This is a genomic window from Mycobacterium sp., assembly GCF_049683935.1.
Taxonomy (GTDB): Bacteria; Actinomycetota; Actinomycetes; order Mycobacteriales; family Mycobacteriaceae; genus Mycobacterium.
Genome location: NZ_JBAUJR010000385.1, coordinates 1 through 15,452 on the forward strand (window position 1 = coordinate 1; position 15,452 = coordinate 15,452).

Sequence of the window (15,452 nt, forward strand, 5' to 3'; positions counted from 1 at the left end):
CCCTCCGACCGTGGCGCCGTCCCGGCCCTCGCGCACGGCGTCGGCAAGCGCGACCAGGTCGTCATCGTCGGGATGCGACGGCAGCGGGCCGGCGTGGCGAACGAGCTCCCAGCCGCGCGGCGCAGTGATACGGCCGGCATGCAGAACACACAGATCCCACGAGTGCGGCTCCGACACGGTGGCCAGCGGCCCCACTACGGCCGTCGAGTCGGAATAGACAAACGTCAACGTCGCGACCGCATAGTGAGGGCACCCAGGCCTGCAGCAGCGACGGGGAACATTCACAGCGAGAGGTTAGCGTGCAGAATCGTCCGGATGCCGCCGGACACGCGCAGCCACCGGACCGCCGAATCCCAACCGTTACGATCTTTTCTGTGACCGGGCTCAATCACCGGGGCTCGCGGCGGGGCCGTGAGATGCGCGGCCCGCTGCTTCCACCGACCGTGCCGGGCTGGCGCAGCCGTGCGGAGCGTTTCGACATGGCGGTCCTGGAGGCCTACGAACCGATCGAGCGCCGCTGGCATGAGCGGGTGTCGACGCTGGACGTCGCCGTCGACGAGATCCCCCGCATCTCGCCGAAGGACCCCGACAGTGTGCAGTGGCCACCCGAGGTGGTCGCCGACGGCCCGATAGCGCTGGCAAGGCTCATACCCGCCGGGGTCGACGTCCGCGGAAACTCCACGCGGGCACGAATTGTGTTGTTCCGCAAGCCGATCGAACGACGGGCTAAGGACACCATCGAGATGATCGAGCTGCTGCACGAATTGCTGGTGGCGCAGGTGGCCACCTATCTGGGCGTCGAGCCGTCCGTGATCGACCCGACGCTGGACGAGGATTAGAGGTCTCCCTGCGGAGACCTGTCAGATGATGCCGCGCTTGATGCGTCGGCGCTCCCGCTCGGACAGTCCGCCCCAGATGCCGAAGCGCTCGTCGTGGGCCAGCGCGTAGTCGAGGCATTCGTCACGCACCTCGCAGCCCATGCAGATCCTCTTGGCCTCGCGAGTCGAACCGCCCTTCTCGGGGAAGAACGCCTCCGGGTCGGTCTGAGCGCACAGCGCGCGCTCCTGCCATTGGTCTTCCAGAGTTTCCTGGTCGCCCTCGATCTGATCGGGCATCCCTGGCACCAAGCTCAACTGTGGACGCCCTCCCCCCGCGATGGGTGCCGGCCCGGTCTGGATGTGCGGTGCACTTCCTACCGAGCCGAGGAGCCTGCTGTCGAACTGGATGGAATTGCCGAAATCCGCCTGCTCGTAAATCATTTTCCCCTCCTCACTGAACTCGTAGATCCGTGTATGCCGGCCCCACTTTTGCGAGTGTTGCCTTCTCAATTCGAACAAGTGATCGAATCTCGGTCTGCGACACTGCAACCGGCCGGCCAACCGCGAAATGACACTGGTGTGATTACACACGCGTTAGCTGCATCGGTCAAGCGCTAGAACAGGAATTCATACCATTCCGTAACCGGATTTCGGCGCGTCGCGCTGTGGCGTGTCTATCACCCTCAAGATCAACCGCACGCCCCGACGACCTTTGCCGGCCCTCAGGCCCATTAGTCTCGGTCGGTGTGAAGGTCACAGTCCTCGTCGGCGGCGTCGGCGGCGCGCGCTTCCTGTTGGGGGTGCAGCACCTGTTGGGGTTGGGCCAGTTCGGCACTGACGATACTGGTGATCATGAAGTGACGGCTGTGGTCAACGTCGGCGACGACGCCTGGATGTTCGGCGTGCGCATCTGTCCGGACCTCGACACCTGTATGTACACCCTCGGCGGCGGCATCGACCCGGAGCGCGGTTGGGGGCACAAGAACGAAACCTGGCACGCGAAGGAGGAACTCGCGGCCTATGGCGTCCAGCCGGATTGGTTCGGTCTGGGCGACCGCGATCTGGCCACCCATCTGGTGCGCAGCCAGATGCTGCGGGCGGGCTATCCGCTGTCGGCGGTGACCGAGGCGCTGTGCAAACGCTGGTCCCCCGGCGCGCGACTGCTGCCGGCCAGTGACGACCGCAGCGAGACCCATGTGGTGATCACCGACCCGGACGACGGCGAGAAGCGGGCGATCCACTTCCAGGAGTGGTGGGTGCGGCATCGCGCCAAAGTGCCTACGGACAGTTTCGCGTTCGTGGGCGCCGACGCCGCGACAGCCGCCCCGGGCGTCACCGAGGCCATCGAGGGCGCCGACGTCGTGTTGATCGCGCCGTCCAACCCGGTGGTGAGCATCGGTGCGATCCTGGCGATCGGCGGCATCCGGGGCGCGTTACGCACCACGTCGGCGCCGGTGATCGGCTACTCCCCCATCATCGCGGGAAAGCCGTTGCGTGGCATGGCCGACGAATGCCTGTCCGTGATCGGGGTCCCCAGCACCTCCGAGGGGGTGGGCGCGCACTACGGCGCCCGGTCGGCGACCGGCATCCTCGACGGCTGGTTGATCAGCGACGGCGATCACGCCGAGATCGACGGTGTCTCGGTGCGTTCGGCGCCCCTGCTGATGACCGGACCTGCCGCGACGGCTGAAATGGTGCGAGCGGGAATGGAACTGGGCGGGGTGTCTCCGTGAGCGATCACGGCACGTCGGCACCCGTGGAGTTGCTGCCCGTCCCCGGACTGCCGGAGTTCCGGCCGGGCGACGACCTGGCCGCAGCCATCGCCGAGGCCGCACCATGGTTGCGCGACGACGACGTCGTCGTGGTGACGTCGAAGGTCCTGTCCAAGTGCGAAGGCCGAATGGTCGACGCACCGTCGGATCCCGAGTTGAGAGACACGCTGCGGCGCAGGCTGATCGACAACGAGGCGGTGCGCGTGCTGGCGCGCAAGGGCCGCACGCTGATCACCGAGAACGCTCTGGGCCTGGTGCAGGCAGCCGCGGGGGTCGATGGTTCGAACGTCGACTCCAATGAGCTCGCACTGCTGCCGATCGACCCCGACGGCAGTGCCGCGGCATTGGTCTCGGCGCTGCGGGAGCGACTCGGCGTCACGGTCGGCGTTGTCGTCACCGACACGATGGGCCGGGCGTGGCGCACCGGGCAGACCGACGTCGCGATCGGCGCGGCCGGGCTGAGCGTGTTGCACGGCTACGCGGGCGAACACGACGAGCACGGCAATGAACTGATCGTCACCGAGATCGCGGTGGCCGACGAGATCGCCGCTGCCGCAGATCTGGTGAAGGGAAAGCTCACCGCGGTGCCGGTCGCGGTCGTGCGGGGTCTGACACTTCGGGACGACGGATCCACTGCCCGAACGCTGGTGCGTGCCGGCGAGGAGGATCTGTTCTGGCTGGGCACCGAGGAGGCGATCGCGCTCGGCCGTTCGCAGGCCCAACTGCTGCGGCGCTCGGTGCGCAGCTTCAACTCCGATCCGGTCGACGGTCAGCTGATCGAGGCCGCCGTCGCCGAGGCTCTGACCGCGCCCGCTCCGCACCACACCCGGCCGGTGCGCTTCGTCTGGGTGCAGGACCACGATCTGCGGGTGGGCCTGCTCGACGCGATGAAGGATCGGTGGCGGGCAGACCTGTTGAGCGACGGGCGCGATCCCGACGCCGTCGAACGCCGGGTGGGTCGCGGCCAGATTCTCTACGACGCACCCGAACTGATCATTCCTTTCATGGTGCCCGACGGTGCGCACAGTTATCCCGATGCGCAGCGGACCGCGGCCGAGCACACGATGTTCACCGTTGCGGTGGGCGCGGCCGTGCAGGCGCTGCTGGTTGCGCTGGCGGTGCGCGGTGTGGGCAGCTGCTGGATCGGGTCGACGATCTTCGCCCCGGATCTGGTGCGTGCTTCGCTGTCGCTGCCCGATGACTGGGAACCACTGGGGGCCATCGCGATCGGTTATCCGCTGTCGCCGTCCGGCCCGCGCGACCCGGTGCAGACGGACGGTCTGCTGGTGCGGAAGTGAGCCTGCACTCCTCCGCGGTGGATGTGCTCAGCGATTGGCGCCCAGCCGATCCCGCGCAGGACACGCTGCGGCACGCGGTGCTGGCGTTCCTCGACACCCGCCCGGACGCGTGCCTGCGCGAGTGCGCCCCGGGGCACATCACCGCGTCGGCGCTGGTGCTCGACCACACCGGCCGCCACGCGGTTCTCACCCTGCACCCGCGGATGGGCCGCTGGTTGCAACTGGGCGGTCACTGCGAGCCCGACGACGAGAGCGTGGTCGCCGCAGCCCTGCGGGAGGCGACCGAGGAGTCCGGCATCTCGGGCCTGACGATCGACCCGCGTCCGGCTGCGCTGCATGTGCATCCGCTGACCTGTTCGCTGGGGATGCCGACCCGTCACCTCGATGTGCAGTTCGTGGTGCACGCACCCGAGGGCGCCGAGATCGCGATCAGCGACGAATCTCTGGACCTGCGGTGGTGGCCGCTGGACGCGTTGCCCGCCGGCAGCGACTTCGGCCTCACGCAACTCGCCGCCGCCGCGGCGAACTCCCCCGCCTCCGCCGCGGCCGCGGAATAGCATTCCTGGCTGCAAATTCCGGGTTATCCACAGCCCTGGCTTCACACTCACCACCACGGTCGCTACAGACGGCACGCTGATCGCATGGTTGAAGTCATCGTCGGCTCGGACGCAGTCACGGCAGGGATTCTCACGCGCGGGCAGTTGCGATGGAACTACAAATCCGTTTACCCGGACATCTACGTGCCCAAGTCCACGGAACCCACGCTTGCACACCGCACCCAAGCGGCCTGGCTGTGGACCAATCGCCGTGGTGTCATCACCGGTCGCGCGGCGTCAGCGCTACACGGCTCGCAGTGGATCAAGCAAGACGCTCCCGTGGAGATTCTGGCCCGAAACAATCGGCCGCCCCAAGGCATCATCACTCGCCGAGAACGGATTGCGCCTGGCGAGATCACCTGGATCAACGGCGTGGCTGTTGCCACCCCGGCGCGGGCCGCTCTCGACCTCGGCCGTCACCTGCCGCGCGGCGAAGCTGTCGCTCATCTTGACGCGCTGGGCGCAGCCACCGGAGTCACGGCACCCGCGATCCTCGAACTCGCGCACCGCTACAAGGGCACCAACGGAGTACGCCTGTGCCGTGAGGCTGTGGAGTTGATGGACGCCGGCTCTCAGTCACCGAAGGAATCGTGGCTACGACTGGTGCTCATCGACGCCGGCTTTCCAAGACCCGAAACCCAGATACCCGTGCTCGACGACGACGGATACCCCTTCGCCTTTCTCGACATGGGTTGGCGCGACATGAAGATCGCCGTGGAATACGACGGTGAGCATCATCGCACCGACACGGTCCGGTACCGACGGGATGCCAAACGCCTGCGCGGTATTGCCGCCAGAGGCTGGATTCACATCAGGGTGATCACCGGTGATCGATCGAAGGAGGTCGAGGCGTGGGTGAAACGGGCGTGGGGGCAGCGCGAAAGTGAAGGCATGGCTGTGAAACTGCCCGCTTGAACAACCCGGAATGCTATTCCGCGGCCAAGAAAACTAGACGTCGGTCGAGAAGCGCAGGCCGCCGTCGGGCAGCACCACACCCGGCCACACCCGCGCGCCGCGCAGCAACTCGCAGCGTGCCCCGATGTTGGCGCCGTCGCCGATCACCCCGTCGCGGATCAACGCCCGCGGACCGACCCGGGCGCCGAAGCCGATGATCGATCGCTCGATGACCGCACCGGCCTCCACGCGCACGCCGTCGAAGATCACCGCTCCGTCGAGCCTTGCGCCGCCGGAGATCTCCGCGCCACGACCGATCACGGTGCCACCGATCAGCAGCGCGCCGGGCGCCACGGAAGCCCCGTCGTGCACCAGCGATTCACCGCGTTGGCCCTTCAGTGCCGGCGACGGCGCGATGCCGCGCACCAGATCGGCTGAGCCGCGGACGAAGTCCTCTGGCGTGCCCATGTCGCGCCAGTAGCTGGAGTCGACATAGCCGCAGACCCGCAGCCCGTCGGTCAGCAGTCCGGGGAACACCTCGCGTTCCACCGACAGCGCACGCCCCGTCGGGATCCGTTCGATCACCGAGCGTTTGAACACGTAACAGCCCGCGTTGATCTGGTCGGTCGGCGGGTCCTGGGTCTTCTCCAGGAAGGCGGTCACCACGCCATCGGAATCCGTTGGCACACAACCGAATGCGCGCGGGTCACCGACGCGCACCAGATGCAGGGTGACGTCGGCGTCGCGGGCGGAGTGCGAATCGAGCAGCGCGCGCAGGTCGCAGCCGGAGAGCACGTCGCCGTTGAAGACGACTGCGGTGTCGTGCCGCAACTTCGACGCGACGTTGGCGATGCCGCCACCGGTGCCCATCGGTTCGTCTTCGACGACGTAGTCGATCTGCAGTCCGAGCTTGGAGCCGTCGCCGAACTCGGACTCGAACACCGCGGCCTTGTAGGACGTACCGAGGACGACGTGCTCGATGCCGGCGTCGGCGATCCGCGACAGCAGATGCGTCAGGAACGGCAGCCCCGCCGTCGGCAGCATCGGCTTGGGCGCCGACAGTGTGAGTGGGCGCAGGCGGGTGCCCATCCCGCCGACCAGAACGACCGCATCAACCTCTGCTGGATTGACCATCAGCCCCGACCTTTCGCCTGCTTGCGACGCGAGCTGCGGACGACCAGACGCGATCTCGCCCCCAACGCTCCCCGAAATGCCCACCGTAACGGCGCCTGCCACCACTTCGGGTAGCGATCCGCGAGAAAAGTGTAAGTGCTGACGTGGTGGGCGGCGAGGTTGCGGGCGGGGTCGCGGCCGGTGGAGTGACCCTTGTCATGCAGCACTTCCGCCGACGGCACATAAACGTTCTGCCAGCCTGCCCGCCCGAGCCGGTCTCCCAGGTCGACGTCCTCCATGTACATGAAGTAGCGCTCGTCGAACCCGGACACCTCGGTGAACGCCGCGGTGCGCAGCAGCAGGCACGATCCGGACAACCATCCGACGGCGCGTTCGCTGGGGTCGGTGCGCTCCTGGCGGTAGATCGCCGTCCACGGGTTCGACGGCCACACCGGCCCGACCACGGCGTGCATTCCGCCGCGGATGATCGAGGGCAGGTGCCGCGCCGACGGGTAGACAGAGCCGTCGGGGTCCCGGATCAGCGGCCCCAGCGCCCCGGCACGCGGCCACCGCTCAGCCGCTTCGAGCATCAGGTCGATGCTGCGTGGCCCCCATTGCACGTCGGGGTTGGCCACGATGAAAAATTCGGGGCATGACGCCAATACCGAGGTCGAGACGGCGCGGTTGACGGCGCTGCCGTAGCCGAGGTTCGCGCCGGTACGCAGCAGATTCACGTTCGGATACCTTGAGACGGCCTCTTCGGGTGCGCCGTCGGTGGAGCCGTTGTCGGCCATCACGACGGTCACCGGGCGGTCGGTGGCGTGCGCCAGCGAGGCAAGGAATCGATCGAGGTGCGGGCCAGGTGAGTACGTCACCGTCACGACAAAGAGTTCGTCGCTCACCCGAGCGCTGTCCATCTCACGGCGTAGAGGCTAGCGGCCCGGCGGCTGCGATCGCCTCGGCCAGCGCCTCCCGCCACGGCCGCAGCGGCGTCAGACCGGCCGCGGCGGACTTGACTTCCGACAACGCCGAGTACGACGGGCGAGGTGCGGGCCGGGGATGACGGTCGCTGTCGACCGGCCGGACCCGATCCACGTCGGCCCCCAACTCGGAGAAGATGGCCTGCGCCTGCTCGAATCTGCTCGCCGCGCCGAAGTTGGCGGCGTGCAGCACGGGTTCGCTGATCGTGTCGTCGGCGATCTGCAGCAGCGCGCCCACCAGGTCGACGACGTAGGTGGGTGAGCCGATCTGGTCGGCCACCACCTCGACCGTCCCCGAACCCGAAGCCGCCCTGCGCATTCCTGCGGCGAAGTCGGAGCCGTCGCCGCCTTCGTAGATCCACGCGGTGCGCACGATGTGGGCGTCGGGCATGGCCGACAGCACCGCGAACTCACCGGCGAGCTTGGTCCGGCCGTACACCGACAGCGGCCCGGTCTCGTCGTCGATGTCGTACGGACGTGGCTCGTCGGGAAAAGACCCGCTGAATACGTAGTCGGTGGACAGGTGGATGAATGACGCACCGGCGCGCGCACATGCCTGGGCGACGTTCTCGGCGCCGGTGACGTTGACCAGTTGCGCGCGGTCGGGGTCGCCTTCGGCGTCGTCGACCTTGGTGAAGGCGGCGCAGTTGACGACGACGTCGTCGGCGGAGATGAAACGCTCGGCGGCCGAGGCGTCGGTGATATCCCACTCCGACGACGTCAGCGCCAGCACCTCGCGACCCTGCTGACGGGCCTGACCTGCCAACACGCGGCCGACCAGGCCACCGGCTCCGGAGATCACGATGCGAGACGACACCCGACGAGTTTGGCACGCCGACGTCGGCTACCGGGCGGGAGGCCCGCTCGCCAGTAGCCTGGACAAATGCCTGCAGCCCCCTTGATGCGTGTCATCTCCATGACCGCGGCACTGGCGATCGTCCTGGGCACCGGGCTCGCGTGGGGCAAGATCCGGTCGTTCGAGTCCGGCATCAACCACATCAGCCCGATCGCTCTGGGTGAGGGCGGCGAGGACGGCGCGATCGACATTCTGCTGGTCGGCAACGACAGCCGCACCGACGCCCACGGCAATCCGCTGAGCGAGGAAGAGCTCGCGATCCTGCGGGCCGGCGACGACGTCTCCACCAACACCGACACCATCATCTTGATCCGGATCCCGAACAACGGGGAGTCGGCGACGGCGATCTCGATTCCGCGTGACTCCTATGTAGAGGCCCCCGGCATCGGGAAGATGAAGATCAACGGCGTCTACGGCTCGGTGCACCTGGAGAAGATGATCGAGCTCGTCGAGGAGCAGGGCGTGGACCCGCTGGTCGCCGAACCCGAAGCCAAGGACGCCGGCCGCGAGGAGTTGATCAAGACCGTCGCCAACCTCACCGGTGTCACCGTCGACCATTACGCCGAGATCGGCCTGCTCGGCTTCGCGTTGATCACCGATGCCCTCGGCGGGGTCAACGTCTGCCTCAATGCCCCTGTCTACGAACAACTCTCGGGTGCGGACTTCCCCGCCGGCTGGCAGAAGCTCGACGGTGCGCAGGCGCTAAGTTTCGTCCGCCAGCGCCATGACCTGCCCCGCGGCGACCTCGACCGGGTGGTGCGCCAGCAGGCGGTGATGGCGTCGTTGGCGCACGAGGTGATCTCCAGCAAGACGCTGTCGAGCCCGGCCACGCTGGGCCGGCTCGAGGCCGCGGTGCAACGGTCGGTGGTGCTGTCCGACGACTGGGACATCATGGAGTTCGTCGACCAGTTGCAGCAGCTCGCCGCGGGCAATGTCGCTTTTGCCACCATCCCGATCGTCGAGGAGGCGGGCTGGAGCGACGACGGCATGCAGAGCGTGGTGCGGGTTGACCCGGGCGAGGTCAAGGACTGGGTCGGTGGGCTGCTGCACGACCAGGAAGAGGGCAAGACCGAAGAGCTGACCTACAGCCCGGACAAGACCACCGTCGAGGTCGTCAACGACACCGACATCAACGGCTTGGCCGCAGCGGTCTCACACGTCTTGACGGGCAAGGGGTTCACGCCCGGAAACGTCGGCAACAACGACGGCGCCAAGACGACGAGCAGCCAGATCCTGGCCGACAAGATCGACGATCTCGGGGCGCAGGCGGTCGCCCGGGAACTCGGTGGGCTGCCGGTGGTCGCGGACTCCGCCGTGCCGCCGGGTTCGGTGCGAGTGGTGCTGGCCGATGACTACACCGGACCTGGCTCGGGACTGGACGGCACCGATGTCACGCTGTCGGCACCGCTGAACACCGCTTCGGGCGGCGAGGCCCTTCCTCCGGCTCCGTCGCCGATCATCACCGCCGGTTCCAACGATCCTGCCTGCGTCAACTGACGTGACTACCGTCAGCGGGGCCATCCTCGACCCACTCATGGCCACCAATCCCGCCGGTCCGCGGATCACCTACTACGACGACGCGACCGGCGAACGCATCGAACTGTCCACCGCCACCCTGGCGAACTGGGCCGCCAAGACCGCGAACCTGCTGCGCGACGAGATGGGTGCCGGGCCGGGAAGTCGGGTCGCGGTGCTGCTGCCGGCGCACTGGCAGACCGCGGCGGTGCTGTTCGGAATCTGGTGGATCGGCAGTGAGGTCGTCCTGGGCGGATCGGAGGCGGAGTTCGCGCTGTGCACCGTTGACCGCCTCGACGAGGCCGACGCCACCGGCGCCGACGAAATCGCGGTCCTTTCGCTGGACCCCTTCGGTAAACCTGTGCCTGACCTGCCTCTGGGCGTCACCGACTACGCGACGTCGGTGCGTGTTCACGGCGATCAGATCGTGCCGGAGCGTGCTGCCGGCGCGGCACTCGACGGCCGCTCGGTTGCCGAGGTTCTGGCTGCTGCGCAGGCCTCCGCCGCGTCGCAGGGGTTGACCGCGGCGGACCGGATCCTGTCGACCGCGGAGTGGGATACCGCCGAGGACCTGATCGATCATCTGCTCGCGGTGTACGTGGTTGGTGCCTCACTGGTGAAAGTGGCGAACCCCGATCCGTCTTTGCTGGACCGTCGGCGTCACACAGAAAAATTGACGCGCACGTAGCTGTGACCTTATTGTTTCCAAAGTTACACATTGCTCACAGGCGGTAGGTTCATACTGATCTACGCCGCGGGGTTACGAGTTTGGCAAAGACGGGGGCATCCGCAAGGAGGCACGACGATGGAGTCGACCATCGCTGCGATCGCACTTGTTGTCGCGCTGTCCGCGTGGCACGCCCGCAATCGCCGTCATCCTGGGTGGCGAGCCAGTGCCCACGGCCGTTTCAACATCCTCTGCGGGTACGCCCTGGGCACCTTCGCCGTCTACTGGCTGGTGTCGGCACCGACCGCGACCGGCTGGGAATGGGCGCTCGGCAATCTCTGGGCGCTGGCGGCGATGCTGGCGTTCGTGACCGGCTTCGGTGCGCTCAATCAGGTGACCGCCGATCACGCCGCGCACTCGCAGCTGTTCGAATCGCTGGAGCCGGCGACGCAGAGCTGATACGGCCCGCGGCCACCGCTTCAACTACCGGCGGTATCTTCGCGCCCATGGGTATGACCCTGCGTACCAGTGACGAGCAGACCGAGGCGTTGCGCCGGCAGGCCGCGGCCGAAGGCCGCTCGATGCAAGCGGTCGAACTCTCGGCTATCGACGAGTACATCTCCCGGCGGGAACACACGACCCGGGTGACCACCGCGGTGCAGCGCGTAGTGCGCGAAGAGGCAGCGGTTCTGGAGCGACTCAAAGACGCGTGATCGAGTACCTGGATCTCGAGGACCTGCTCGACATCGCGCGCGTAGCCGTCGGTGAGGACGTCGCCGTCGGGGACTATGGCCTGCTGGAATCGGCTCTGGCGCGGCCCCGGGCATCGGTGTTCGGAGAAGACGCCTACCCGGATCTGCACCTCAAGGCCGCGGCGCTGATGCACTCTCTGGCGCGAAATCACGCGTTGGGTCGACGGAAACAAGCCACTCGCGTGGACAGTGTGCAGAACGTTCCTGGCCGTCAACGGTGAATGGATCAGCGCGCCCGAGGATGACCGGTTCGATTTCGTGATTCGGGTTGCGACGGGGGCGGCGTCCGATTTGGCCGACATCGCTGAGGTGCTCCGCAGCTGGATTAACCAGGAGGGCTGAGCCACCTCGCCTGCTCGGCGCACTATCCTCGGACGTTGTGGATCGCTCCCCTATTGACGCCGACGTCCTGCGCGGGGTGCTGCGCGCCACCGACTTCCGCCTCTACGACGTGGTCGAGGAGACCGGGTCGACGAACGCCGACCTGATCGCGCGGGCGGCCGCCGGTGAGCAGATCGCGGGGGCAGTGCTGCTGGCCGAACATCAGACTGCAGGTCGGGGCCGGCATGGACGAAGCTGGTCGGCCCCGCCGCGTTCGCAGATCTCGATGTCGGTGGCAGTGGACACCACCGGCGTGCCCCCGGAAGCGTGGGGTTGGCTGCCGCTGCTGACCGGTCTCGCTGTTGCGCAGACGGTCCGGGACATCGGTGTCGACGCGGGCCTCAAGTGGCCGAATGACGTTCTGGTCGGCGACGGCAAGTTGGCCGGGATCCTGGCCGAGGTGGCCGCGCCGGTGATCGTCGTCGGACTCGGGCTGAATGTGAGCCTGACCGCCGACGAGTTGCCGGACCCGAAAGCGGTGTCGCTGAGCATGCTCGGTCACCACGATGTCGACCGCACCGCGTTGGCGGTCTTGGTGCTGGGTGCCATGAGCGAGTGGGTGGAGCAGTGGCGCGCCGGCGACAGCACCGCCATGGCCGCCGACTACCGCGCGATGAGCACCACGATCGGCACGCGGGTGCGGGCGATCCTGCCCGGTGATGCCGAAATCGTCGGCACCGCAACCGGTATCGACGACAGCGGTCGACTGCTGATCGATGACGCGGGGACAACGGTGACGGTGGCGGCGGGCGACATCACGCACCTGCGTCCGGCGTCGGACTGAAGGTCTAGCTGCGCCCGCGATCCTTGAGGACCGCGTCGAGCCGTTCAGCGATCTGTTGGATACCGGCAGCCGTTGCGTCGAACCTTCTGCGCATCTCGGCGAAACCTCTGTCGACCTGATCGCGAAGGTCGACGAAGTCCTGCCGCATCGTATTGAAGCTGGCGGTGGTGGCGCTGCGGAAGTCGCGGATCTCGCCGCGAAGCTCGAGATCGCCTGACTCCATGCGCTGAGCCTACAAGCGATACGCCCGCGGCAAGCACACCAATTTCCCCCGCGAACGTGCAAGCTACCCGCGAGAGTGAAGATACGGTTGTGCAACACCCGGAAATCACAGCCCGGAGTGCTATTCCGCGAGAAGGCCCGTTACTTCAGCAGTGCGCGCGACATCACCACGCGCTGAATCTGGTTGGTGCCCTCATAGATCTGCGTGATCTTGGCGTCGCGCATCATCCGCTCCACCGGGAAATCGACGGTGTAGCCCGCGCCGCCGAACAACTGCACGGCGTCGGTGGTCACCTCCATGGCGACATCGGAGGCCAAGCACTTCGACGCCGCAGAGATGAACCCCAGGTTGCCCTCGCCGCGCTCGGCGCGTGCGGCCGCGGTGTAGACCATTAGCCGCGCGGCTTCGACCTTCATCGCCATGTCGGCGATCATGAACTGCACGGCCTGGAAGTCGGCGATCGACTTGCCGAACTGCTTGCGGTCCTTGGTGTATTCGATCGCCGCGTCCAGCGCACCCTGGGCGATGCCGACGGCCTGCGCGCCGATGGTCGGCCGGGTGTGGTCCAGCGTGGCCAGCGCGGTCTTGAAGCCGGTGCCGGGATCGCCGATGATCCGATCCCCCGGAACCCGGCAGTTCTCGAAGTACAGCTCGGTGGTCGGTGAACCCTTGATGCCGAGCTTGCGCTCCTTGGGTCCGACGGAGAAGCCCTCGTCGTCCTTGTGCACCATGAACGCCGAGATGCCGTTGGCACCCTTGTCCGGGTCGGTCACCGCCATCACGGTGTACCAGCTGGACTTGCCGCCGTTGGTGATCCAGCACTTGGTGCCGTTGAGGATCCAGTGATCACCGTCGGCCTTGGCACGGGTGCGCATCGCGGCGGCATCGCTACCGGCTTCGCGCTCGGACAGCGCATAGGAGGCCATCGCCTCACCATCGGCGATCGACGGCAGCACCTGCTTCTTGAGCTCGTCGGAGCCGCGCAGGATCAGGCCCATGGTGCCCAGCTTGTTGACCGCCGGGATCAGCGAGGCCGACGCATCCACCCGCGCCACCTCTTCGATGACGATGCAGGCGGCTACCGAGTCCGCGCCCTGCCCGCCGAACTCCTCGGGCACGTGCACGGCGTTGAATCCCGACGCCACGAGCGCATCGAGTGCCTCCTGCGGGAAGCGCGCGTTCTCGTCGACCTCAGCGGCGTGCGGAGCGATTTCCTTCTCCGACAGCGCCCGGATCGCGGTGCGCAGCTCCTGGTGCTCCTCCGGCAACTGAAACAGATCGAACGACGGATCTCCGGCCCAACTAGCCATCATCTTCTCCTTGCTACTCGCCAGTAACTTTAGCGCGCTCGCCGTGCTGCGCGAAGTCGGGGCGGCCGCACTCTCTCAGGAAAGGCTCAGCCGCAGCGTGGTTGGCTCTCATCCTCGTTGGGTACTTTTTCTTCTATGCAGGTGTTCATCGAGGGTCGAGCCTTCCACCGCACAGCACAATGCGAGTGTGGCTGGAACGCTACTCCGCGCTGGTTACGAGCATCCGCGGTTGTCGACGCTGGGATGCATGCGGCAGAAACTGGTCACATTCAGATGGCCGCGCCCGTACGCAGCGCCGAGCCGGTGGTCGTCCTCCGGGCTTCCTAGCGCGTCGCTCGTCGTTGAGACTGCAGTCACGGCGGGGTCTACTCGCACTTTCCCACCAAGAGCGCAGTCTCAACGCGGCTCTGCGTTGAGACTGCACCTACGGCGGCGTCTACTCGCACTTTCCCACCAAGACTGCAGCCTCAACGGCGCTCTCGTCTCGAATCGGCTAGTGGCATCCTTGTGGCATGTCCCGCATACGTGTGAGCACCACCGTCGATGCCGATCTTCTGGGTACAGCACGTCGGCTTCGTTCCGGTCACACTGACGCGGCCCGAGGTGGACTCGAGTTACTCAGCGTATGACCAGCACCCAGTCGATGAGCCTGACGAGTGGGGCGATCTGGCCTCTTGGCGCAGCGCGGCCAGCATGTCGTGAGCACGCTCCCTGCACGCGGGGAGGTGTGGTGGTGCGAACTGCCGGATATCGGTCGCCGGCCGGTTGGTGTCCTGTCGCGTGACGCCGCGACCCCCCGCCTCAGGCGCACCCTCGTCGGCCCATGCACGACAACGATTCGCGGGCTTGCCAGCGAGGTTGTCCTCGATTCCGACACCGATCCCGTCCCACGCCGATCCGCCGTCAACCTGGACTCGGTCGAAAGCGTCGCTGTCGCCTCACTCGTCGACCGTCTCGGTCGGCTCAGCGACACTCGGATGCGAGAAATCTGTGCTGCCCTCGCGGTCGCGGTGGACTGCGAGCCTACGACTCTGTATTGAGACTGCGCGCACGGCGGCGGCTACTCGCACTTTCCCGCCAAGAGTGCAGTCTCAACGGAAGAGTGCAGTCTCAACGGGAGAGTGCAGCCTCAACGGGAGAGTGCAGCCTCAGCGCAACGTGCTACTCCCCGAGCAACTGCTGACGCAGCGCTTCGTCTTTCTCCAGCACCATCTGCTCCAGCGACGCCTGGTAAGCCACCATCCGTGACCGCAGCGTGGCATCCGACGAGCCCAGGATCCGCACGGCCAACAGCCCGGCGTTGCGTGCCCCGCCGATCGACACTGTCGCCACCGGAACCCCGGCCGGCATCTGCACGATCGACAGCAGCGAGTCCAGCCCGTCCAGTCGAGCCAACGGCACCGGCACCCCGATGACCGGCAGCGGCGTCGCGGACGCCACCATGCCGGGCAGATGCGCGGCCCCGCCGGCGCCGGCGATGATCACCTCGAGGC

The 15,452-nt window shown here is 67.1% G+C and carries 19 protein-coding genes and 2 pseudogenes; 13 read left to right on the forward strand and 8 right to left on the reverse strand.

What is annotated here, in order from left to right; genetic code table 11:
* Positions 1-285, reverse strand: a 285-nt coding sequence (locus WA965_RS22160; protein WP_526448077.1) for a DUF3499 family protein, incomplete at its 3' end; no start/stop codon positions are given.
* Between the two features lie 131 nt (positions 286-416).
* Here WA965_RS22160 and WA965_RS22165 point away from each other — a divergent pair.
* Complete coding sequence (locus tag WA965_RS22165) at positions 417-839, forward strand: metallopeptidase family protein (RefSeq protein WP_526295058.1); 423 nt, start codon at positions 417-419, stop codon at positions 837-839.
* A gap of 21 nt (positions 840-860) precedes the next feature.
* Here WA965_RS22165 and WA965_RS22170 read toward each other — a convergent pair whose 3' ends face one another.
* Positions 861-1,115, reverse strand: a complete 255-nt coding sequence (locus WA965_RS22170) for a WhiB family transcriptional regulator (protein WP_178361090.1) — start codon at positions 1,113-1,115, stop codon at positions 861-863.
* 449 nt (positions 1,116-1,564) lie between these two features.
* On the opposite strand from WA965_RS22170, the gene cofD reads away from it, so the two are divergent.
* From cofD to WA965_RS22190, 4 genes are all read left to right on the forward strand, one after another.
* Positions 1,565-2,551, forward strand: a complete 987-nt coding sequence (gene cofD, locus WA965_RS22175; RefSeq protein ID WP_526295048.1) for a 2-phospho-L-lactate transferase — start codon at positions 1,565-1,567, stop codon at positions 2,549-2,551.
* Positions 2,548-3,888: a coenzyme F420-0:L-glutamate ligase gene (locus WA965_RS22180; RefSeq protein WP_526295046.1), complete on the forward strand. Its 1,341-nt coding sequence runs from the start codon at positions 2,548-2,550 to the stop codon at positions 3,886-3,888. The genes cofD and WA965_RS22180 overlap by 4 nt, the downstream gene beginning before the upstream one ends.
* Positions 3,885-4,445 (forward strand): NUDIX hydrolase, encoded by a 561-nt coding sequence (locus tag WA965_RS22185; RefSeq protein ID WP_526295044.1) that lies wholly within the window; start codon positions 3,885-3,887, stop codon positions 4,443-4,445. The genes WA965_RS22180 and WA965_RS22185 overlap by 4 nt, the downstream gene beginning before the upstream one ends.
* Before the next feature lie 84 nt (positions 4,446-4,529).
* Complete coding sequence (locus tag WA965_RS22190; protein WP_526295042.1) at positions 4,530-5,399, forward strand: putative endonuclease domain-containing protein; 870 nt, start codon at positions 4,530-4,532, stop codon at positions 5,397-5,399.
* 33 nt (positions 5,400-5,432) lie between these two features.
* Here WA965_RS22190 and manB read toward each other — a convergent pair whose 3' ends face one another.
* Genes manB through rfbD form a run of 3 tightly spaced genes read right to left on the reverse strand, consistent with a single transcriptional unit; the run spans position 5,433 to position 8,288 of the window.
* Positions 5,433-6,512: a mannose-1-phosphate guanylyltransferase ManB gene (manB, locus tag WA965_RS22195; RefSeq protein ID WP_526295040.1), complete on the reverse strand. Its 1,080-nt coding sequence runs from the start codon at positions 6,510-6,512 to the stop codon at positions 5,433-5,435.
* Positions 6,512-7,393 carry a glycosyltransferase family 2 protein gene (locus WA965_RS22200; RefSeq protein WP_526295038.1) on the reverse strand — a complete coding sequence of 294 codons (882 nt, stop codon included), beginning with the start codon at positions 7,391-7,393 and terminating at the stop codon, positions 6,512-6,514. The genes manB and WA965_RS22200 overlap by 1 nt, the downstream gene beginning before the upstream one ends.
* Positions 7,394-7,409: 16 nt before the next feature.
* The gene (gene rfbD / locus WA965_RS22205; protein ID WP_526295036.1) at positions 7,410-8,288 is read right to left on the reverse strand and encodes a dTDP-4-dehydrorhamnose reductase; all 879 of its coding nucleotides are present in this window, start codon (positions 8,286-8,288) and stop codon (positions 7,410-7,412) included.
* 66 nt (positions 8,289-8,354) lie between these two features.
* Here rfbD and WA965_RS22210 point away from each other — a divergent pair, with 66 nt between their 5' ends.
* The 6 genes and pseudogenes from WA965_RS22210 (at position 8,355) to WA965_RS22235 (ending at position 12,426) form a co-directional block, all read left to right on the forward strand.
* Complete coding sequence (locus WA965_RS22210; RefSeq protein ID WP_526295034.1) at positions 8,355-9,824, forward strand: LCP family protein; 1,470 nt, start codon at positions 8,355-8,357, stop codon at positions 9,822-9,824.
* Position 9,825: 1 nt separating this feature from the next.
* Positions 9,826-10,530, forward strand: a complete 705-nt coding sequence (locus WA965_RS22215; protein ID WP_526295032.1) for a TIGR03089 family protein — start codon at positions 9,826-9,828, stop codon at positions 10,528-10,530.
* Between the two features lie 117 nt (positions 10,531-10,647).
* The gene (locus WA965_RS22220) at positions 10,648-10,968 is read left to right on the forward strand and encodes a hypothetical protein (protein ID WP_526295030.1); all 321 of its coding nucleotides are present in this window, start codon (positions 10,648-10,650) and stop codon (positions 10,966-10,968) included.
* Positions 10,969-11,015: 47 nt separating this feature from the next.
* Complete coding sequence (locus WA965_RS22225; RefSeq protein WP_526295028.1) at positions 11,016-11,222, forward strand: CopG family transcriptional regulator; 207 nt, start codon at positions 11,016-11,018, stop codon at positions 11,220-11,222.
* Positions 11,219-11,603 (forward strand): annotated as a pseudogene (locus tag WA965_RS22230) (type II toxin-antitoxin system death-on-curing family toxin). The gene WA965_RS22225 and the pseudogene WA965_RS22230 overlap by 4 nt, the downstream one beginning before the upstream one ends.
* A 37-nt stretch (positions 11,604-11,640) precedes the next feature.
* A complete protein-coding gene (locus WA965_RS22235; protein WP_526295026.1) occupies positions 11,641-12,426 on the forward strand; it encodes a biotin--[acetyl-CoA-carboxylase] ligase in 786 nt (261 codons plus the stop codon).
* Positions 12,427-12,430: 4 nt separating this feature from the next.
* On the opposite strand, the gene WA965_RS22240 is transcribed toward WA965_RS22235, so the two are convergent.
* Both WA965_RS22240 and WA965_RS22245 read right to left on the reverse strand, forming a co-directional pair.
* A complete protein-coding gene (locus WA965_RS22240; protein ID WP_526295024.1) occupies positions 12,431-12,649 on the reverse strand; it encodes a hypothetical protein in 219 nt (72 codons plus the stop codon).
* A 140-nt stretch (positions 12,650-12,789) separates the two neighbouring features.
* Positions 12,790-13,959 (reverse strand): acyl-CoA dehydrogenase, encoded by a 1,170-nt coding sequence (locus tag WA965_RS22245; protein WP_526448078.1) that lies wholly within the window; start codon positions 13,957-13,959, stop codon positions 12,790-12,792.
* Between the two features lie 497 nt (positions 13,960-14,456).
* Here WA965_RS22245 and WA965_RS22250 point away from each other — a divergent pair.
* Both WA965_RS22250 and WA965_RS22255 read left to right on the forward strand, forming a co-directional pair.
* A pseudogene (locus WA965_RS22250) lies at positions 14,457-14,661 on the forward strand (type II toxin-antitoxin system antitoxin MazE5); the annotation flags it as partial.
* Positions 14,658-14,999, forward strand: coding sequence for a type II toxin-antitoxin system PemK/MazF family toxin (locus tag WA965_RS22255; protein WP_526295020.1), 342 nt, complete (start codon positions 14,658-14,660; stop codon positions 14,997-14,999). The pseudogene WA965_RS22250 and the gene WA965_RS22255, both read left to right, overlap by 4 nt.
* A 121-nt stretch (positions 15,000-15,120) precedes the next feature.
* On the opposite strand, the gene WA965_RS22260 is transcribed toward WA965_RS22255, so the two are convergent.
* Positions 15,121-15,452 (reverse strand): 5-(carboxyamino)imidazole ribonucleotide mutase (locus WA965_RS22260; RefSeq protein WP_526448079.1); only part of this gene is annotated, 332 nt, incomplete at its 5' end.